The sequence below is a fragment of the Variovorax sp. YR634 genome (assembly GCF_900106655.1).
Taxonomy (GTDB): Bacteria; Pseudomonadota; Gammaproteobacteria; order Burkholderiales; family Burkholderiaceae_C; genus Variovorax.
In genome coordinates, this window is the sequence record NZ_FNOL01000012.1 from 107,408 (window position 1) to 125,017 (window position 17,610).

Sequence of the window (17,610 nt, forward strand, 5' to 3'; positions counted from 1 at the left end):
ATGGCCATGGCCAAAATTGTGGTGGTGACTTCGGGCAAGGGCGGCGTCGGCAAGACGACGACGAGCGCCAGCTTCGCGTCGGGCCTCGCGCTCGCGGGCAAGAAGACGGCGGTGATCGACTTCGACGTGGGCCTGCGCAACCTCGACCTGATCATGGGCTGCGAACGCCGCGTGGTGTACGACCTGATCAACGTCATCCAGGGCGAAGCCAACCTGAGCCAGGCACTCATCAAGGACAAGCAGTGCGACAACCTGTTCGTGCTGGCCGCATCGCAGACGCGCGACAAGGAAGCGCTCACGCAGGAAGGCGTGGAGAAGGTGCTGACCGACCTCGCCGCGATGGACTTCGAATACATCGTCTGCGACTCGCCCGCGGGTATCGAGACCGGCGCCATGATGGCCATGCACTTCGCCGACGAGGCGCTGGTGGTGACCAACCCCGAGGTTTCTTCGGTGCGCGACTCGGACCGCATCCTGGGCATGCTCAGCAGCAAGACCAAGCGCGCCAAGGACGGCAGCGAGCCCATCAAGGAGCACCTGCTCATCACCCGCTACAACCCGAACCGGGTGGCGGGCGGGCAGATGCTGTCGCTCGAAGACATCCAGGACATCCTGCGCATCAAGCTGATCGGCGTGATCCCCGAGTCGGAAAGCGTGCTGCACGCTTCCAACCAGGGCGTGCCCGCGATCCACGACAAGGAAACCGACGTGGCGCAGGCCTACAGCGACGTGGTGGCGCGCTTTCTCGGCGAAGACAAGCCGATGCGCTTCGTCGACGCCGAGAAGCCGGGCTTCTTCAAGCGGATTTTCGGAGGCAAGTAGTCCATGTCCTTTCTCTCGTTCCTGCTGGGCGAAAAGAAGAAGACTGCCAGCGTCGCGAAGGAGCGGCTGCAGATCATCCTCGCCCACGAGCGGTCCAGCCTCAGCGGCAAGAAGCGGCCCGACTATCTGCCCGAACTCCAGCGCGAGCTGGTGGCGGTGATTTCCAAGTACGTGTCCATCAACGCGGAAGACATCAAGGTGCACCTGGAGACCCAGGACAACCTCGAAGTGCTCGACATCAAGATCGAGCTGCCCGACCCGACTCCTGCGCCGGCGCGCTGAGCGGAAAGAAGCGAAAGCGCACGGACGGGTCCTGCAGGACCCGTTCTGTCAATGCGCGTTCCCACGCGAGGTAGTCGGCCCAGGCCGCATCGCGGCGCGGACCGAACACGCGCATTACCGAGCCCCAGTCGTCGTCGAAGGGGGTCAGCAGCTGGGCCGCCACGAAAGCGGTCGCGAGCGGCCTGCCAGAAGCCTTCCAGCCCTGTGTTCCGCCCTGGAGCCAGGTGAACACCGCCCCCGAACCCGGCCAGCGCTGGTGCGCATCGCGCGCCACGCGGGCGGCGGCCGTGCCGTCGGGCGAGGTGAAGACCAGTGTGCGACCAGCCACGGCGTGCGAAGCCAATGGCGCCAGCGAGGCCGGCAGCATGTAGAGCGCGCCCGGCAGGTGGCCGCGCTCGTAGTCGAGGCTGGGGCCGACGTCGATCACCGTGACAGCGCCGTTCCTGCGCAGCTGGGCCAGCGCGTCGGGGGCGAGAGGCGAAGGGGCATCGTTCACCGTCGCTGCGGTGGCAGGCGGTGCCTGGTCCGGCGCCAGCTCGCCTTCGTAGACGTAGATCTCGGCCTGGTTGAGCTGCGTGAGCCAGAAGCTGGTGATGGCGGCGCGCAGCCGATGCGCCGGATCGTCGAGCAGCACGATGCGCGCGCCGCGCGTGCCGACGAGGTTCTCGAAATGCATCAGCAGCTGGCCACCCGGTACCTGCTGCACGCCTGTGCCCACGAAGGCCGGGTCGGCGGTAGGCCGCACGTCAAAGACGTAGAGGGTGCGGTCGTTGTCGTCGCGCCAGCGGGCGAGCTGTGCGGCGTCGGCCACGGGCAAGGCGAAGCGCTCGAGCAGGTCGTCGGCGATGCGGCGCAGCACTTCGGGGGATTCGGGGGGCAGTTCGTCGCTGGGGGCTGCGTTCTGCACGGTCGGTGCGCCCTGCAGGCCCCAGGCCATGACGCCGTCCTCGACGAACACTGCATCGGGCGCGCGGCCCAGCAGCCGCAGCGTGGTCGCGCCGACGATGCCGCGTGTGCGGCTGAAGCAGTTGATGGCCCAGAGATGGTCGTCGGCCCCGTGCGGCTCGAAGCGGCGCAGCGCCAGCTCGGTGCCTGCGTGATTGCGCGCGCCGGGCAGCGAGAGAAATTCGAACTCGGCACGCGGCCGCGCATCGACCAGCGTGGTCGGCCGGCCTTCGCGCTGGCGTGCGCGCAGCGCCTCGATGGGCAGTGCCGGCGTGCCGTAGTGCAGCCGCACGCGGTCGCCGAAGGCCTTGACCAGCGTGCCGTAGCCGTCGATGGCGGGCAGGCCTTCGGTCACCCAGCGCTGCAGGCCACCGTCGAGCGTGCGCACGTCGGTGTAGCCCAGGCGCGCGAGTACGGCCACGGCGGCTTGTGCAACGCCGTCGGGCGCGTTGTAGTCGTCGTAGAGCACGACGGGCGTGGAGCGGCGCGGCACCAGCGTGCCGGCCTGGAGCTCGAGCCCGCTGAAGGGTGCGTTGCGCGCGAGGTTGGGGTGGCGCTGGACGAACCACCGGGTTTCGCGCACGTCGAGCAGCGCCAGCTCGGCTGCGGGCTCTTGCAGCAGCAGAGCCTGCAGGTCTGCGGGGGTGACGGTTTTTGCCCTGGTCGGATTCATGTGTACTTGCTTTCGGGGTGCGTGCGAATGACACCGGGTACTCCCTTCCGCGAATGTCCCCCATCGGCGTGATCGCACCCTGAACAACGGCAAGAACACCAAGCGTAGACCGCATAGCGCCAATGCGGGAAAGAAGTTTCACGCCGATGCTTATGCGAAATGCGCGCATGCAGACAGGTTCTTCATGCCTAGCATCGCAGTCCTTCGCACCATGACAACGACTGCCGACCCGTCCATCGCCCTGGCACGCACACGCCGGCACTGGTGGTGGCACTACGAAGTGCCCACGCTGCTGCTGGCCACCGTGCTCTATGCCGCATGGGCCGCGTTGCTGTGGTGGCACGCGGCGCTGCCGGGCTGGGCGCTGTTCCTTGCCGGCGGCTTTCTCGCGCAACTTCACTTCTCGCTGCAGCACGAGAGCATCCATGCGATGCGCCACCTTCCGAAATGGCTGCGCCACGCGGTGGTGTGGCCGCCGCTGAACCTGTGGCTGCCGTATCCGTTCTACAACCGCGGCCACAGCTCGCACCACGTCAACTTCCACCTCACGCACCCGGAGCGCGACAACGAAAGCGCCTACCACTCGGCACCCGCATGGGCGGGCTACGGCCCGGTGTGGCGATGGATCTACATGGCCAACCAGACGATCGCGTTCCGCGTGGTGCTGGGGCCGTTCCTGCGGCTGTGGAAGCTGGTGCGCTTCGAAACCGCCCAGGTGCTGTCGGGCAATTTCTCGCGCCTGCCGACGTGGCTCTGGCATGCGCTGAGCGTGGCGCCGGTGCTGTATTACGTGACCGCCGTCTGCGACATGGGCTTCGGCGAGTACCTGCTGTACTTCGTGTACCCGGGGATGATGCTGGGGTCGCTGCGTACCTTCACCGAGCATCGCTGGGCCGATACGCCGCACGAGCGCGTGGCCATCGTCGAATCGAATCTCGTGTTCGGGCTGCTGTACCTCTTCAACAACCTGCACCACGTGCACCACCGCGCGCCCACCATGCCCTGGTACGAGATACCGGTGTACTTCCGCAAGCATCGCGCGGCGGTGCTCGAGGCGAACGGCAATTTCTATTACCGGGGGTATGGGGAGATCGTGCGGCGGCACCTGTTCAGGCCGGTGTTCCCCCCTGTCCACCCCACCTGGTAGCGCGGGTTCAGTCCGCCGCCACGAAGCGCGTGACCTGCGCCAGTACCTCGGCCTCCTTGAGGATGCGGCGATGCCCCCAGCCCTGCGTAGCCACGAGCCGGGCGCCCGCTATCGCGTCGCGATACGCCTCGGCGTCGGCAAAGCGGTTCACGCGATCGTCGCGGTCATGCACGATCAACGTGGGCTGCGCGATGCGCGGGCCCACGGCGGCCGGCTCCAGCTGCGGCATCAGCACGCCTTCGCGCGATTCGAACAGCCGCTGCATCGACAGGCGCGTGGCTTCGTTGAGACCGAAGGTGTGTGCAAAGTAGCGCGTGTATTCGCGCGGCGAGGCAGGCGGCGCGAGCAGCACAAGTCGCTCTGCCGGCAAGCCGCGCGCCGCAGCGAGCGCAAGCCCGTTGGCGCCAAGCGAGTGCGCGACTGCGGCACGCAACGCGTGGCCACCTGCCGCAAGCCGGGCCGTGACGTAGGCGATGGCGCGCGCGAACTGCGGCGAGTTGCTCATCGTGCCCGCACTGCGGCCATGCGCCGGCAGCTCGAGCAGCACGGGCCGCAGGCCCGCAGCCGCCACGGCCTGCGCGAGCGGCAGCATCTGCCCCGCGTGCCCGCCCCAGCCATGCACCAGCAGCACCACCGGCGCCGACTCGGCACCCGAGTCCTGCGCGGCCAGGTGGTAGATGCCGACGCTCGCGTCTTCGAAGGCCCAGCCCTCGCGCCGCCATTCCGCGCCGGGGCCCTGGCCGCGGTAGAGCCACTTGGGCGGCAGCGGCGTGCCGAACAGGCGGTAGGCGGCGCGCACGCCCAGCGCGGGCCAGAGCCGCTGCGACGTGGTCAGGCCGAAGCGCAGCGCGCGCATCGTGCGGCTGGGCTTGTAGTAGTTCGACTGCGCGGCATGGCCGGCGGCCGGCGAGGAAGTGCTCGTCATGGCGTGGCGTTCCTTCAGGGCGTTCAGTACCAGACCCAGTCCTGGTTGCTTCGGGGCAGGCTACGCAAGGTGTCGCGAAGGCCCTTGGCACCGACGACGAGCGCGTAGGCGGCAAGAAAGAGGGCAATGATCAGCATGGTGCTTCTCCTGTTTATCGCACGACTGTGCGAAATTCTGGCAAATGGAAACGTGAGAGATCCGCCTGCTTCGTGAACAGGTCAGGCGAGGTAGCTGGAAAGAAGCCGCTGCCAGGTCTGCATGGCGCGGTCGGCCGCCTGCGGATCGCGCAGGAAGCGCGCGTCGTGCAGCTGGGTCATGGTCAGGCCGTTGAGCTCGCTCACGAGCTGCGCGGGGTCGGTGTCGGCCTTGAGCTCGCCGGTCTCGATGGCTTGCAGCACGGTGCGGCGCAGCGCTGCGCGCCAGCGGGTGATCTCGCCCAGCAGCATGTCGCGCAACTCGCCTTCGCGGTCGTCGAACTCGAAGGCGCCGGCTGTGTAGAGGCAACCGGTGTGCATTTCAACGTCGCGCGTGCGGGCGATCCAGCGCGCGACGATCTCGTTGAGCCGGGGCAGGCCCTTGGGCTTCTGCATGGCGGGCACGAACACCTCGGCCAGGAAGCCGCGGCCGTACTCTTCGATGACGGCCTTCTGCAGCGCCTCGCGCGAACCCACGCGCGAGAACACGCCGCTCTTGGACAGGCCCAGCCGGCTGGCCACGGCCTGCAGCGTGATCGCTTCCAGGCCTTCGGCCAGCGCAAGGTTCATCGCCGCGCCGACGATGGCGGCGCGGGTGAGTTCGCTCTTCTGGGTCTTGGCGTCCATGCAGCAAACTTTAGCACAGTCGTGCGAAATTTCAAGCAGCCACTCCTGGAGCGCCTTAAAGATGTTTTACTCATGTGAAACCTACAAACGCATCGTTCCCCGAATAAGCACTTCTGCCGAGAATCGCCGGTCGGTCCCAACCGGGGCCCTGATGACTCTTCCGCGCCAGATGAACTTTCAACAACTGCGCTCGGTACGCGAGGCCGTTCGTTGCGGCTTCAACCTGACCGAAGTCGCCCACACCCTTCACACCTCCCAGCCCGGCGTGAGCCGGCAGATCCGCGAGCTCGAAGAGGAGCTCGGCATCGAGCTCTTCGTGCGCGCCGGCAAGCGGCTCACGGGGCTCACCGAGCCCGGCGGGCACGTGCTGCCGATCATCGAGCGCATGCTGATGGAGAGCAGCAACCTGCGCCATGCGGGCCAGGAATTCGTCGCGCAGCAGAGCGGCCTGCTCTCGGTGGCGGCCACGCACTCGCAGGCGCGCTATGCGATGCCGGTGGCGGTGCAGGAATTCCGCACGCAGTTTCCGAACGTGAAGCTGCACCTGCACCAGGGCTCTCCCAAGCAGATCGCGCAGATGCTGCTCGATGGCGAGGCCGACGTGGGCATCGCCACAGAGGCTCTGGGCGACTATCCGCAGCTGGTTGCCCTGCCCTGCTATCGCTGGACGCATTCGGTGATCGTGCCGCCGGAGCATCCATTGCTCGACGCCCCGCTGACGCTCGAAGCGCTCACGCGCTATCCGCTGATCACCTACGACACGGGCTTCACGGGCCGTTCGCGCATCGACGAAGCCTTCGAGCAGCGCGGGCTGCAGCCCAACATCGTGCTGGCCGCGATGGACGCCGACGTGATCAAGACCTACGTGCAGTTGGGCCTGGGCATTGGCATCGTCGCCGGTGTGGCCTACGAAGCCGAGCGCGATACGCAGCTGCGCGCGCTCGATGCGGGGCGGCTGTTCGGCATCAACCTCACCAAGCTCGCGGTGCGGCGTGGCACTTACCTGCGCAAGTACGTCTATGCCTTCATCGAGTCGTTCGCGCCGACGCTGACGCGCGCGGTCGTCGAAAAGGCTCTGGGCGACGAGGCCAGGGCCTCTCACTACGAAATCTAAAGCCTGTCCAGAGGCTGCGGCGTGGTGTGTACTGCGGACGACAGAATGGTTAAAAAAGAAGAATGCAGCTTCACACAAGGGGCGTACATTCGGGTTAATTCCCTGGCTTCCTGGAAACGGATCAGCAATGGCATCGACCCCGCAGCAGCAGCAACAGCAAACAAGGGCCGCCCTCAAGGCGGCCAATGCAGCCGAGCGGCGTGAGAGATTGAGACGAGCCTTGCCCGCAACGGTAGAGCTGCTGCAAAGCCGCCAGGCAGACCGCATCGACGACGCCGACATCGACGCGTACGTGAGCCTCAACTGGCTCGAGTGGCATGGTGGCGGCCTGCGGTTGACCATCACCGGGCGCAATGTGTGCGCCCAATCGGCGCCCACCGCGCTGGTCTGAAGACCCGCTCCGGCGTTCCATCAAAAGAAAAACCGCCACAGTTGCCTGTGGCGGTTTTTGTGCTGTCTGCCCGACTGGCCGTCTGTTTACTGGCCAGCGATGATGTTTGCGATCACACCGGTGGCGATTGCCGCGAGCACGAAGTCTCCGCCCACGCCAACCCATTGATAGCCACGGGGCGGCTGCTGCAGGCGGTAGGCACGCCAGTCTTGCACCACGTAGTTGCGGCCACGGTACTCGGGCGGCACGCGGCCACCACGGCGCCATTCGGCATGCGGCTGCGGGAAGCCACGGCGATCGAACTGGCGGCCGTCGCGGAAGTCCTGGTTGCCGCGGTAGTAACCGCCTTGCGGACCACGGCGGTCGAAATTGCGGTCGCGCTGTTCATAGCGTCCGTCGCCTGGACGGCCATCGCCCGGGCGGCCATCGCCATGACGGTCTTGCGCAAAGGCGCTCCCTGCGGCCATGCACATCGCGAGCGCTGCTGCGGCGACTGCCATGCTCTTTGAATTGCTGATCATCTGGAACTCCTTCATGCGTTGATGACGAGTCCATTGTGGGCCGCACTTGTGTCCGCTTCGGGCACTTCAGGTCGCGGTCAGGTGAAATCAGGTAAGTGCTGGTATCCGCGCGGCGCCTTGTCCTTCAAACCGCTCAACCCGGCGTGTAGCAGTTGACCACCATGCCGCATTCGTAGCCCGTCGAACGCAGCAGCCGCAGCTTGTGGCCCTTGCGCTGGTCGTGGAACACCGAACGCCCCGCGCCCACCGCCATGGGGTTCACGAAGAACTGGAACTCGTCGACCAGCCCCGCCGCAACCAGCGCGGATGCGAAGCCGACACCGCCGATGGTGATGATGTCCTTGCCCGGTTTACGCTTCAGCGCATTCACCTCCTCGGCCATTCCGCCGCGCGCGATGACTGTGCGCTCCCAGCGCGAGGCCGCGAGCTTGTCGGTGAGCACCACCTTGCGTGCATCGACGATCTTCTGTGCGAAGGCGTAGTGCGGGTTCGCAGGAAAGTTCTTCGCCGCGCGACCCCAGTGGTCGAGGTAGCCCTCTTCCGCGATCAGCCGGCTCAGCAGGATGGTGTCTATATCTTCGAAGACGGCGTTGAAGTCTTGCTTCAGTCTGTCGTCCCAGGCCCAGCGCTCGCCCCAGCCCCACAGTTGCCAGTCGAGGTTGCCATTGGCCGGCGAGACATAGCCGTCGACCGACATCTGCATCTGGAGGATGAGCTTTCTCATACCGGTTCTCCTTCATGAGGACTGAAACAACCGCTTGTTGAATGCAAGCAGTGCCAGTATGCAGAAGAAGATGCAGGCCGGGCTGCGCAAGGCACATCTCGGCGGGCACTAACGTCGATACAAGATGCTCAAGGGTGCGGCAACGGCCAGCTCATCCGCCGACCAGGCTGTTGACCTGGTCGCTGCGCGAGCTGCTGCCGTGCTTCACGTGACGGTCCAGCGGTGGCAGGTCGAGTTCGATCAGTGCGCCATGCGCACGTGCAAGGTCGAAGGTGCCGGTAGATTGCGGCCTGTCGGTATGCAGCACCAGCGCATACGGGCCCTCACCGCGCGCCGCAATGCGTTGCGCGAGGATGCCGCTGCCCTCCTCCGCATCCGGCTCATTGTTGTTCTCGCGCGGCGATGAAAGCACGAGCACGCTGCCTCCCAACGCGATGATCGCCACCCGCACGTTGCTGCCGGGCACCGCCACGGGCTCGCCGATGTGCGTGTCGGCATCGTCGGGCACGGTGCCGAGCAAGGCGCGGTAGCGCGCCAGCGTGGCGTCGAGATCGCGCACCGCAATGGCCAGGCTCGCCACGCCGAGCGCGCCGTTGGCATGCACGCGCACATCGCCTTCGGGCACGCGCAATGCGCGCGGCGTGAGGTCGCCGCACAGGAAGGGCAAGTCGGCAGACGGGGCGCGCGCCGTCTGCCAGCGCAGGCGCTCGCCATCGGGGCGCACGCGGCCGCCGTCGAGCGGGCCATCGAGTGCGAGCCCCCGCGCCTTCGCGTCGGCCACGGTGGCGGCGGTGTCGCGCGGCAGCAGCGCGAAATCGACGATGCCTTCGCCGTGGCGTTGCAGCAGCTGCCACCAGCGTTCGGTGGGCGACGGTTCGCGCCATGCAATCAGCTCGAAGTAGCTGCCGTCGCCGAACACCACCAGCGCGTTGTGCGTGGCACGGCCCGGATGGTCGCCGCCGCGCAGCACGTGAAAGCCCAGCGCGCCGTAGTCGGCAATGGTGCGTTCGAGGTCGTGCACCGCGATGACGATGTGGTCGAGTTTCAATGGCATGTGTTTTCTCCCGTGGATGGCCGGATCAGGAAGCAGTGCGCGCCGCGCCATCACCGCCAAGGTAGGCATCGCGGATGCGCGCATCGGCCAGCAGCTCGCGCGCCGGGCCCGAGAGCACGATGCGCCCCGTCTGCAGCACATAGCCGTGATGCGCAATCTGCAGCGCAAGGCTCGCGTTCTGCTCGACCATGAACACCGACACGCCCTGGCTGTTGATACGCGCGATGAGCTCCAGCACCTTGTCGACGTACAGCGGCGACAGGCCCATGGTCGGCTCGTCCATGCAGATGAGCTGCGGGCGGCCCATGAGCGCGCGCGCCATCGCCACCATCTGCTGCTCGCCACCCGAGAGCGTGCCGGCCTGGAACTCGATACGCTCGGCCACGCGCGGAAACAGCTCCAGCATGCGTTCGAGGTCTTCGGCCACGGCCTTGCGGTCGCTGCGCGCGTAGGCGCCCATCAGCAGGTTCTCGCGCACGGTCATTGCGGGAAACAGGCGGCGCGCTTCGGGCACCGAGCCTATGCCGCGGCGGATGATCTGCGGCGTGCTCAGGCCGAGCGTCGACTCGCCGTTGAAATTGACTTCGCCCGAGCGCGGCTTGAGCAGGCCGAGCACGATCTTCATTGTTGTCGACTTGCCGCTGGCGTTGCCGCCGAGCAGGCTGACGATCTGGCCCTTGCGCACTTCGATGTCGAGGTCGAAGTGGGCCTGGACGGGGCCGTAGAAGCTGTTGATCTTCCTGAGCTGGAGCAGGGGCTGCAGCGACCCGCTGGAAGCAGGTGCAGCGGCGCGTTCGGGCAGCCCCTCGTCCCTGCCCTCTCCCCAGAGGGGCGAAGGAGAAAGACCGGTGCGCGCGACGGTGGCGATCATGCGGGCACCGCCTCTCCGACATGGCGATGGCCCAGGTACGCCTCGATCACCGCCGGGTCGTTGCGCACTTCGTCGGGCAGGCCTTCGGCGATCTTGCGGCCGTCGTCGAGCACGGCCACGCGGTCGGACAGCTGCATCACCAGGTCGAGCTTGTGCTCGATCAGCAGGATGGTCTGGCCGCGCGCCTTCAGGCCGCGGATGATCTCCAGCATCTCCGCCGTCTCGCTCTCGTTCATGCCGGCAGTGGGTTCGTCGAGCAGCAGCAAGCGCGGCTTGAGCGCCAGCGCCCGTGCGATCTCCACGCGGCGGCGGTTGGCGTACGAGAGGCTGTACGCGGGATGGTCGACGCGCGGTGCGAGGCGTTCGCCGAAGAGCGCGATGATTTCTCGTGCCTCCTCACGCAGCGCCTGTTCTTCGCGACGCACGGCACCGGGCTGCACCAGCGCGAGCGCGAGTTCGGCCAACGCACCCAACCCTGGCACACCACCGATGCGAGGTTTCACGGCGCGCAGCCGCGTGTGTGCGCCGACCAGCACGTTGTCGAGCACCGAGAGGTTCGCGAACACACGCCCATGCTGGAAGGTGCGCGCCAGCCCGCGCTGCGCGAGCTGCTCTGCCGGCAGTCCGGTGATGTCCTGTCCGTCGAACAGCACCTGCCCCGCGTCGGGCTTGTCGAGGCCGGTGACGAGGTTGAACAGCGTAGTCTTGCCCGCGCCGTTCGGCCCGATCACGCTCAGCAGTTCGCCCTCGCCCACGTGCAGGTCGACGGCATCGACGGCCGTGAGCCCGCCGAAGCGGCGCACGAGGCCGCGTATCTCAAGCAGCGATGGCATCGGCTTCCTTCTTCGCCGCTTGCGCCTTCGAGTTGACCAGCTTCACCTCGGCGCGGATGGTCTGCGGATTGCGCAGCAGGTTGAGGATCGGGCAGTTGCGCTCCACCGCCTCGAACAGCGCGTCGATATCTTCGTGGCTCGCGGGCGAATCGATGTGCACCGTGTAGCCGATCTCGTGCGGCCAGATCGGTGTCTTCTCATGGCCCGGCTTGCCGCCGCGCGGATCGATGATGCCGGTCACTTCCACTTCGAGGCTTTCGAGCGGCACCTGCCGTTCGGCCGCCTGGATCAGGAAGATGTGCGTGACGCAGGTGCCGAGCACGCCCAGCTGCAACTCGGGCGAGCTGGGGCCGAGGTTGTAGCCCGCAAAGTCCGGCGGGCTGTCGCTGATGATCTGGTGCTCGCGGATGCGCAGGCGGCGCACGCCGCTGCGGCCTTCTGCCTTCACGCTGGCCTTCAGTTGCACAGGCTGTGCGGTGCCCGCTTCGACGGCGGCATTGCGTGCCAGCACGGCGGCGCGTTTCTCGGCGAGGTAGTCGTTGAGGTGGCTCATGGGGATGTGTTCTTTCAGACGGTGCCCAGCAGGCCTTGCGGGCGGAAGCGGATCAAGAGAAGCAGCGCGACGCCGTAGATCAGCATGCGGTACTCGGCCGTCACGCGGAACAGCTCTGGCAGGCTCACGAGCGCGACCGCGCCGAGCAGAGCGCCGCTGATGTTCCCGAGCCCGCCGAGGATCACCATCGTCAGCGCGAGGATCGAGATCTGCGAACCGAAGGTCTCGTGATTGATGTACGAGTACATGTGCGCAGTGAAGGCACCGCTCACGCCGGCCGCGAAACCGCCGAAGCCGAAGGCCAGCGCCTTGTAGCGATCGGGGCTCACACCGTAAGCGCGCGCGGCCACTTCGTCTTCGCGCACCGCGCGGAAGGTGCGGCCCAGGTGCGAGCGCAGCAGGCGCCATTGCAGCAACGCCAGCAGCACCATCGCGCCGAAAGACGCCCAGTAGACAGCCTCGTTCGACGATGCATCGCGCCCGAACAGCGAGAGCGGCGGAATGCCCGAGACGCCGATGGGCCCGTGCGTGAGGCTTTCCCAGTTGAGGATGGTGAGCGCCACGATCTCGCCGATGCCGAGCGTGGCAATCGATACATAGTGGCCACGCAGCCTGAAGGCAGGGAAGATCAGCGCAGTACCGATCAGCGAGGTGAGGATGCCCGCGAGCACGATGCCTGTGCCTACCGGCAGGTGCAGGTCGAGCACCAGCAGCGACGATGCATACGCGCCGATGGCCAGCAGCCCCGCATGACCCAGCGAGATCTGCCCGATGGTGCCGGCAACGAGCGTGAGGCTCAACGCGAGCGCCCCGTAGAGCCACGCATTGGTGAGCGTCTGCAGCAGGTACGGCGATGGATCGAAGAGCGGCAACGCCACCGCTGCTACAAACAACGCAAGGAGCAGACGCCGCGGCACATGCCACGGCTTGCTCGGTGCGATGAAGGTGCCCGTCAGCGGCTCCGGCGGCAACGCGCGCTTGCGTCCGAACAACCCGTTGGGCTTCCACACCAGGATGACCAGCAGCAGCGCGAAGGCGAAGAGATTTCGATACGGCGTGCCGAGGATCGCCACGCCATAGCTCTCGATCAGCCCCAGCAGCAGGCTGCCGACGATGGCGCCCGGCACGTTGCCCACGCCGCCGACCACGGTGGCCACCACGCCCTTGAGCGTGGCCTGGAAGCTCATCGCCGGGCTGATGCTGTTGTAGTACATGCCCACCAGCAGGCCCGAGAGACCGCCAAGCGCGGCGGCGATGGCGAACACGGTCTGGTTCACGCGGTCGACGTCCACGCCCATCTGCTGGGCCGCGTCGCGGTCTTGTGCGGTGGCGCGCACGGCCCAGCCGAGTTTCGTGAAACGCAGGAAGACGAACAGCACGGCCGCGCTCGCGATGCCGATGCCCGCGATCAGGATGTCGAGCGCACCGATGGTGCCGGTGCCGATCTGCAGGCGCCAGTCGGGCAGTTGCGTGGGCAGCGAGCGCGGGTCTGGGCTGAACACCAGCTGCACGACGATGTCGAGCACGAAACTGATGCCGATGGTCGCCAGCAGCGGCGCGATGCGTGCCGCGCCCTGCAGCGGGCGAAGGCCCACGCGTTCGATCAGCATGCCGAGCGCGCCCGAGCCGAGCACCACCAGCAGGATGGTCACCGGCAGCGGCGTGTGCAGGAAGGTGATCGACGCCCAGCCGATGTACGCGCCCACCGTGTACACCGAGCCGTGCGCGAAGTTGATGAGGTGCGAGACGCCGAAGATCAATGCGAGGCCGACCGCCAGCAACGCATAGATGTTGCCGATGATCAGGCCGTTGACGGTGTAGTCGAAGAAGGAGGTGAAGCTCATCGACTACCTGGCCACTGCCACGGCTGCCTTCTCGTCGACCTGCGCCCACTTGCCGTCCTTCACGACGAGGTTGACGCTCTTCACGCCGATCACGCGGCGCGTCTGTGGGTCGAAGCTCGCCTTGCCGAAGATCACACTGGGCACGTCCTTGATCTTGTAGAACGCATCGCGCACGGCCTTGCGGTCGGCCTTGGGGCCCGCCTGGCGTAGCGCTGCAGCGGCGTACACGACTGCGTCGTAGGCATAGGCGTTGAAGGCGTCTGGCTCCTTGCCGTACTTCGCGCGGAAGCTCTTCACGAAGTCCTGCACCTCGGCGCGCGGCTCCTCGGGATAGAAGGCGGTGTTGGTGTAGATGCCGTTCACTGCCGCGCCACCGAGCTCGATGAACTTCGGCGAATACACCGAGCCTACGGCGGCGATCGGCTGCTTGAGGCCCACGCTGCGCACCTGGCCCGCGATGAGCGCGCCGTCAGGGTAGTAGGAGATGAGCACCAGCCCGTCGGGGTTGGCGTCGCGCACGCGCACCAGCGTCGAGCGGAAGTCTTTCTCATCGGCCTGGTAGCCCTCGGCAATCGCGAGCTGCGCGCCGCGTTCCTGCGCGGCCTTCACCAGCACGTCCTTGCTGGTGCGGCCCCAGTCGGTGTTGAGGTACAGCACGGCGATGCGCTTGAAGCCCAGCGTCTTCACCGCGAGTTCGGCGAGCAGCGGCTGCGCGTCGGCCTGGCTGATCGAAGGGCTCCAGATGTAGTCGCCGCCCTTGGTGAAGTCGGGGTGCGAGTTGGTGAAGCCCAGCTGCACCAGGCCCGCGCGCTGGTAGATGGGCGAGGCGGCCATCGAGGCCGGGCTGGAGAAGTCGCCGAGCTCGATGAGCACGCGCTTGTCGTTCACCAGCTTCTGCGCAATGGCCACCGACTGCCGCGGATCGCTCTGGCTGTCCTCGAAGTTGTAGGCTAGCGGCCGGCCGTGGATGCCGCCCTGCGCGTTGATGTGTTCGAGGGCAAGGTCGAAGCCCGCCTTCCACTGCGCACCGTACTGCGCGTTCTGCCCGGTGAGCGGCCCGCTCACGCCGAACCACACGGGCTCGCCGGTGGCGGGCGCGGCCCAGGCGACGACGGGCGCGGCCAGCAAGGCCATGGAGAGAGCGGCCACATGACGCAGGAAGCGGTGGCGAGTGAGCAGCGGCATGGTGTCGAACCCCGGAGATGAATGAAGGTGCAGGGCAACGATTCTTCGCCTGCGCCCACCGGCCGGGAACGAACAAAAACGGGGAGGCTTATGCGCTTTCCGAGCAAAGGGACAAGCGCCCGTGCGCCCTCAGGCTGCGTTTAAGCTGCGCGCCACATGAAGCGACGACACCTCCTCCACCTGCTGGCCGGCGTGCCTGCCATCACCCTTCTGTCGGCCTGCGGCAAGCGCAAGGCCTCGGCCACCGCGCTGAAATCCGATGCTCACGTGCTGGCCCTGGGCGACAGCCTGACCCATGGCTATGGCGCACCGCCCGACGCAGCCTGGCCCGTGAAACTGGGCGAGCTCACGGGTTGGAAGGTCGAGAACGCGGGCGTCAACGGCGACACCTCTGAAGGCGCGCTGCAGCGCTTGCCGGGCCTGCTGAGTGCCCAGAGCTACGACGCGATCCTGATCGGCATCGGCGGCAACGACATGCTGCGCGGCGTGTCGGCCTCGGCAACGCGCGACAACCTCGTCGAGCTGATCACCCAGGCGCGTGCGCACACGCCCTACGTCGCCGTGCTGGCCACGCCGGCGCCCGACGCCATGCGCGCGGCCGTCGGCTCGCTCAGCGATGCGCCGTTCTACGAAGAGGTGGCGAAGTCGCAGCAGGCGCTGCTGGTCGCCAATGTGTATTCGAGCGTCCTGTCGGATTCGTCGCTGCGCTCTGACCGCATCCATGCCAATGCACGGGGCTATGAAAAGGTCGCGCAGCTTCTGGCGGATCAGCTCAAGGCTGCCGGCTGGCGCTGATCAACCGTTGATCAGGTCGACGTAGGCGCCCTGCACCAGCTGGTCGATGCTGATGCCGAGCTGCGACATGAGTGCGTGTGCTTCGGCTGTGCCGGCTTCGGCGGGCTCGCCTTCTTCCAGCACCACTTCGAGTTCGAGGAATTCTCCGAGGCCTTCGACACGGTCGAGATGCACGCGCGTGCGGCCCACGATGAATAACCGGCGCTGCTTGCGAACCCGGCCGGCCTGTCCCCATGCGAGCGTGAGCGATTCGCGCAGCACGTCGGGCGTGCTGCAGGGCGTGATCAGGTAGAACGACTCCTTCGGTCCGGTGCTGTTCGCGCGGCGGTAGAAGATCAGCTCGGCACGGTCGGGCGCGAAGGTGCGCAGCTTGAGGCGGTCGGCGCTGTCGTTGCAGCGGAAGAAGGTGTCGTCCTGCGCGATCTCGATGGGGCCCTGGTCGGCCAGCGTTAGGGCGATGCTTGCGACGCGGTCTACGCTGTCGATACGGGCCTTGATCTCGATGTTTCTTGCCATTTGTGCCTTGGAGGTTTTGTTCGGGGTGCGTGCGAATGACACCGGGTACTCCCCTCCGCGAATGTCCCCCGTCGGCGTGAGCGCGCCCCAAACTGACCCGCGAGGATCAAGGCGCGTTGCCCTGCGGACCGACAGGCGGCGGTGCAGCGCGACCGCTGGAACCGGGTGACAACTTGCGGCCAAAGGCCTCGCCCACGTTGCGCACCGGTCGGCTGGCCTTCTCCGACACGTTGTTCACGCCACGTCGCGTGGCAGCGTCTGCGCGGTTGACTCCGCGGCCCGCGGCGTTGGTGCCGCGCTGCACGCTGCCCACGACCTTGCCGCTGCGGGAGGGCGACTTGATGGTGTGGGCGCGTTGCGCCTGGGGCGGGTTGTCCGCGCTCTGGGCTTGTGCACCGGCTGGCAGCCACAGCGCGGCAGCCATCGTCACGGCGAGCGAGGTGCGAAGGGTGTTGATCGGGAATTTCATGGGACCTCCTTGGTGTCGGTGTCGTCTGCTTCGGCTTCTGCAGCGGCTGCGCGTGCCATGCGCTCGCTCTTCCAGTAGACGTCGTCGCCGCCGTTCATTCGGTTGAGCACGCGTGCAAGCACGAAGAGCAGGTCGCTAAGCCGGTTGAGGTACTGGCGCAAGGCGTCGTTGAGTTCGGCGGTGGCGCCGAGCGCAACCACCGCACGCTCCGCGCGCCGCGCCACCGTGCGGCACACATGCGCGAGCGATGCCGCGCGCGTGCCGGCGGGCAAGATGAATTCGGCCAGGCGCGGCAACGCGGCGTTGTGCTCGGCCAGCGCGTTGTCCAGCTGCAGCAGCGCATCGGCCTTCAGCAACGTGAAACCCGGCATCGACAGCTCACCGCCGAGGTTGAAGAGCTGGTGCTGCACGTCGACCAGCAGCTCGCGCACGGGCTCTGGCATGGGCTCGCACAGCAGCACGCCGATCTGCGAGTTGAGTTCGTCCACGTCGCCCATCGCATGCACGCGCAAGTGGTCTTTGGGCACGCGCGTGTTGTCGCCGAGGCCGGTGGTGCCGTCGTCGCCGGTGCGGGTGGCGATCTGGGAGAGTCGGTTGCCCATGGAGGCTCCTGTTCTTACTGATCGACGGTCGATGCGTCGATCTTGCCTGCCAGCCATTGCAGGCCTGCAAGATGCTGCTGGTCATGGCTGCAGAGGTAGTGGATGAGGCTGCGCATCGTGAGCGGGCCGTAGCCTTCGAACACTGCCGTGCGCGCGAGCTGCGCATCGCTCAGGCTGGAGATGATTTCCATCGTCTGCACGCGCGCCATGCGGAATTCGGCCAGCACCTTCGCCGCATCGGCGGTGCCGTACGCGCGCTCGATGGCCAGCGGTTCGCTGTCGATGGAGGCGAGCGTCGGGTGCGTCTCCTGCAGCGTGCGGCGAAAGCGCACGTGGTAGCCCTCGATCTCGATGTCGCGCACATGGCAGAGCTGCTCGATGGCGGTAAAGGCCTCGCTGGGCACGCCCTCCCACGAGGGCGGCGCCCAATGCCTGTAGGCGGTGGGAATGGCCGCGTAGTGGGCCTCCAGTTGCGACGGGAAGGCCGCGAGAGCGCTGAGGGTCGTGGGGTTCATGTTTTTTC

Annotated in this window: 21 protein-coding genes; 6 read left to right on the forward strand and 15 right to left on the reverse strand. The window is 66.9% G+C overall.

The features are described from left to right. Window positions 1-6: 6 nt before the first annotated feature. Together minD and minE are read left to right on the forward strand one after the other, a co-directional pair. Entirely contained in the window at window positions 7-822 is an 816-nt protein-coding gene (minD, locus tag BLV60_RS20320; RefSeq protein ID WP_093057168.1) for a septum site-determining protein MinD, read from the forward strand. Between the two features lie 3 nt (window positions 823-825). After that, the gene (gene minE / locus BLV60_RS20325; RefSeq protein WP_093057088.1) at window positions 826-1,104 is read left to right on the forward strand and encodes a cell division topological specificity factor MinE; all 279 of its coding nucleotides are present in this window, start codon (window positions 826-828) and stop codon (window positions 1,102-1,104) included. On the opposite strand, the gene BLV60_RS20330 is transcribed toward minE, so the two are convergent. Next, window positions 1,061-2,722 carry a rhodanese-like domain-containing protein gene (locus BLV60_RS20330; protein WP_093057089.1) on the reverse strand — a complete coding sequence of 554 codons (1,662 nt, stop codon included), beginning with the start codon at window positions 2,720-2,722 and terminating at the stop codon, window positions 1,061-1,063. The genes minE and BLV60_RS20330 overlap by 44 nt on opposite strands. Before the next feature lie 211 nt (window positions 2,723-2,933). On the opposite strand from BLV60_RS20330, the gene BLV60_RS20335 reads away from it, so the two are divergent. Continuing rightward, entirely contained in the window at window positions 2,934-3,869 is a 936-nt protein-coding gene (locus BLV60_RS20335) for a fatty acid desaturase (protein WP_093057090.1), read from the forward strand. Window positions 3,870-3,876: 7 nt separating this feature from the next. Here BLV60_RS20335 and BLV60_RS20340 read toward each other — a convergent pair whose 3' ends face one another. Then, window positions 3,877-4,794, reverse strand: coding sequence for an alpha/beta fold hydrolase (locus BLV60_RS20340; RefSeq protein WP_093057091.1), 918 nt, complete (start codon window positions 4,792-4,794; stop codon window positions 3,877-3,879). 218 nt (window positions 4,795-5,012) lie between these two features. After that, a complete protein-coding gene (locus BLV60_RS20345) occupies window positions 5,013-5,615 on the reverse strand; it encodes a TetR/AcrR family transcriptional regulator (protein ID WP_093057092.1) in 603 nt (200 codons plus the stop codon). A 169-nt stretch (window positions 5,616-5,784) separates the two neighbouring features. Here BLV60_RS20345 and BLV60_RS20350 point away from each other — a divergent pair, with 169 nt between their 5' ends. Next, on the forward strand, window positions 5,785-6,729 hold the full coding sequence (locus BLV60_RS20350) for a CysB family HTH-type transcriptional regulator (RefSeq protein WP_093057169.1): 945 nt from the start codon (window positions 5,785-5,787) through the stop codon (window positions 6,727-6,729). 220 nt (window positions 6,730-6,949) lie between these two features. Beyond that, window positions 6,950-7,120, forward strand: a complete 171-nt coding sequence (locus tag BLV60_RS34860; protein ID WP_371127388.1) for a hypothetical protein — start codon at window positions 6,950-6,952, stop codon at window positions 7,118-7,120. An 86-nt stretch (window positions 7,121-7,206) separates the two neighbouring features. Here BLV60_RS34860 and BLV60_RS20360 read toward each other — a convergent pair whose 3' ends face one another. From BLV60_RS20360 to BLV60_RS20395, 8 genes are all read right to left on the reverse strand, one after another. Beyond that, the gene (locus BLV60_RS20360) at window positions 7,207-7,641 is read right to left on the reverse strand and encodes an RcnB family protein (protein ID WP_093057170.1); all 435 of its coding nucleotides are present in this window, start codon (window positions 7,639-7,641) and stop codon (window positions 7,207-7,209) included. Between the two features lie 133 nt (window positions 7,642-7,774). Further along, complete coding sequence (locus tag BLV60_RS20365; RefSeq protein ID WP_093057094.1) at window positions 7,775-8,365, reverse strand: dihydrofolate reductase family protein; 591 nt, start codon at window positions 8,363-8,365, stop codon at window positions 7,775-7,777. 151 nt (window positions 8,366-8,516) lie between these two features. Next, window positions 8,517-9,419: a VOC family protein gene (locus BLV60_RS20370; protein ID WP_093057095.1), complete on the reverse strand. Its 903-nt coding sequence runs from the start codon at window positions 9,417-9,419 to the stop codon at window positions 8,517-8,519. Window positions 9,420-9,444: 25 nt separating this feature from the next. Then, window positions 9,445-10,290, reverse strand: a complete 846-nt coding sequence (locus tag BLV60_RS20375; RefSeq protein ID WP_256329367.1) for an ABC transporter ATP-binding protein — start codon at window positions 10,288-10,290, stop codon at window positions 9,445-9,447. Further along, the gene (locus tag BLV60_RS20380; protein WP_093057096.1) at window positions 10,287-11,123 is read right to left on the reverse strand and encodes an ABC transporter ATP-binding protein; all 837 of its coding nucleotides are present in this window, start codon (window positions 11,121-11,123) and stop codon (window positions 10,287-10,289) included. Before BLV60_RS20380 ends, BLV60_RS20375 begins: the two co-directional genes overlap by 4 nt. Further along, a complete protein-coding gene (locus BLV60_RS20385) occupies window positions 11,107-11,676 on the reverse strand; it encodes an OsmC family protein (RefSeq protein ID WP_093057097.1) in 570 nt (189 codons plus the stop codon). The genes BLV60_RS20380 and BLV60_RS20385 overlap by 17 nt, the downstream gene beginning before the upstream one ends. Window positions 11,677-11,690: 14 nt before the next feature. Beyond that, entirely contained in the window at window positions 11,691-13,520 is a 1,830-nt protein-coding gene (locus BLV60_RS20390) for an ABC transporter permease (protein ID WP_093057098.1), read from the reverse strand. 3 nt (window positions 13,521-13,523) lie between these two features. Further along, entirely contained in the window at window positions 13,524-14,705 is a 1,182-nt protein-coding gene (locus BLV60_RS20395) for an ABC transporter substrate-binding protein (protein WP_093057099.1), read from the reverse strand. Window positions 14,706-14,861: 156 nt separating this feature from the next. Between BLV60_RS20395 and BLV60_RS20400 the strand changes: the two genes are divergently transcribed. Further along, window positions 14,862-15,500 carry a GDSL-type esterase/lipase family protein gene (locus tag BLV60_RS20400; RefSeq protein WP_093057100.1) on the forward strand — a complete coding sequence of 213 codons (639 nt, stop codon included), beginning with the start codon at window positions 14,862-14,864 and terminating at the stop codon, window positions 15,498-15,500. On the opposite strand, the gene BLV60_RS20405 is transcribed toward BLV60_RS20400, so the two are convergent. The 4 genes from BLV60_RS20405 to BLV60_RS20420 form a co-directional block, all read right to left on the reverse strand. Further along, window positions 15,501-16,016 carry a class IV adenylate cyclase gene (locus BLV60_RS20405; protein WP_093057101.1) on the reverse strand — a complete coding sequence of 172 codons (516 nt, stop codon included), beginning with the start codon at window positions 16,014-16,016 and terminating at the stop codon, window positions 15,501-15,503. Window positions 16,017-16,122: 106 nt separating this feature from the next. Continuing rightward, a complete protein-coding gene (locus tag BLV60_RS20410) occupies window positions 16,123-16,485 on the reverse strand; it encodes a hypothetical protein (RefSeq protein ID WP_093057102.1) in 363 nt (120 codons plus the stop codon). Further along, window positions 16,482-17,087, reverse strand: coding sequence for a cob(I)yrinic acid a,c-diamide adenosyltransferase (locus BLV60_RS20415; protein ID WP_093057103.1), 606 nt, complete (start codon window positions 17,085-17,087; stop codon window positions 16,482-16,484). The genes BLV60_RS20410 and BLV60_RS20415 overlap by 4 nt, the downstream gene beginning before the upstream one ends. A 14-nt stretch (window positions 17,088-17,101) precedes the next feature. Further along, window positions 17,102-17,602, reverse strand: a complete 501-nt coding sequence (locus BLV60_RS20420) for a DinB family protein (RefSeq protein ID WP_093057172.1) — start codon at window positions 17,600-17,602, stop codon at window positions 17,102-17,104. Between the last annotated feature and the right edge of the window lie 8 nt (window positions 17,603-17,610).

What these genes read in the sequence shown, in the direction of transcription:
- BLV60_RS20415 (WP_093057103.1), bottom strand. Translation starts at nt 17,087, where the DNA reads ATGGGCAACCGACTCTCCCAGATCGCCACCCGCACCGGCGACGACGGC.
- BLV60_RS20345 (WP_093057092.1), bottom strand. Translation starts at nt 5,615, where the DNA reads ATGGACGCCAAGACCCAGAAGAGCGAACTCACCCGCGCCGCCATCGTC.
- BLV60_RS20410 (WP_093057102.1), bottom strand. Translation starts at nt 16,485, where the DNA reads ATGAAATTCCCGATCAACACCCTTCGCACCTCGCTCGCCGTGACGATG.
- BLV60_RS20385 (WP_093057097.1), bottom strand. Translation starts at nt 11,676, where the DNA reads ATGAGCCACCTCAACGACTACCTCGCCGAGAAACGCGCCGCCGTGCTG.
- BLV60_RS20340 (WP_093057091.1), bottom strand. Translation starts at nt 4,794, where the DNA reads ATGACGAGCACTTCCTCGCCGGCCGCCGGCCATGCCGCGCAGTCGAAC.
- BLV60_RS20395 (WP_093057099.1), bottom strand. Translation starts at nt 14,705, where the DNA reads ATGCCGCTGCTCACTCGCCACCGCTTCCTGCGTCATGTGGCCGCTCTC.
- BLV60_RS20365 (WP_093057094.1), bottom strand. Translation starts at nt 8,365, where the DNA reads ATGAGAAAGCTCATCCTCCAGATGCAGATGTCGGTCGACGGCTATGTC.
- BLV60_RS20360 (WP_093057170.1), bottom strand. Translation starts at nt 7,641, where the DNA reads ATGATCAGCAATTCAAAGAGCATGGCAGTCGCCGCAGCAGCGCTCGCG.
- BLV60_RS20405 (WP_093057101.1), bottom strand. Translation starts at nt 16,016, where the DNA reads ATGGCAAGAAACATCGAGATCAAGGCCCGTATCGACAGCGTAGACCGC.
- BLV60_RS20370 (WP_093057095.1), bottom strand. Translation starts at nt 9,419, where the DNA reads ATGCCATTGAAACTCGACCACATCGTCATCGCGGTGCACGACCTCGAA.
- BLV60_RS20420 (WP_093057172.1), bottom strand. Translation starts at nt 17,602, where the DNA reads ATGAACCCCACGACCCTCAGCGCTCTCGCGGCCTTCCCGTCGCAACTG.
- BLV60_RS20380 (WP_093057096.1), bottom strand. Translation starts at nt 11,123, where the DNA reads ATGCCATCGCTGCTTGAGATACGCGGCCTCGTGCGCCGCTTCGGCGGG.
- BLV60_RS20335 (WP_093057090.1), top strand. Translation starts at nt 2,934, where the DNA reads ATGACAACGACTGCCGACCCGTCCATCGCCCTGGCACGCACACGCCGG.
- BLV60_RS20400 (WP_093057100.1), top strand. Translation starts at nt 14,862, where the DNA reads ATGAAGCGACGACACCTCCTCCACCTGCTGGCCGGCGTGCCTGCCATC.
- BLV60_RS20390 (WP_093057098.1), bottom strand. Translation starts at nt 13,520, where the DNA reads ATGAGCTTCACCTCCTTCTTCGACTACACCGTCAACGGCCTGATCATC.
- BLV60_RS20375 (WP_256329367.1), bottom strand. Translation starts at nt 10,290, where the DNA reads ATGATCGCCACCGTCGCGCGCACCGGTCTTTCTCCTTCGCCCCTCTGG.
- minE (WP_093057088.1), top strand. Translation starts at nt 826, where the DNA reads ATGTCCTTTCTCTCGTTCCTGCTGGGCGAAAAGAAGAAGACTGCCAGC.
- BLV60_RS20330 (WP_093057089.1), bottom strand. Translation starts at nt 2,722, where the DNA reads ATGAATCCGACCAGGGCAAAAACCGTCACCCCCGCAGACCTGCAGGCT.
- minD (WP_093057168.1), top strand. Translation starts at nt 7, where the DNA reads ATGGCCAAAATTGTGGTGGTGACTTCGGGCAAGGGCGGCGTCGGCAAG.
- BLV60_RS20350 (WP_093057169.1), top strand. Translation starts at nt 5,785, where the DNA reads ATGAACTTTCAACAACTGCGCTCGGTACGCGAGGCCGTTCGTTGCGGC.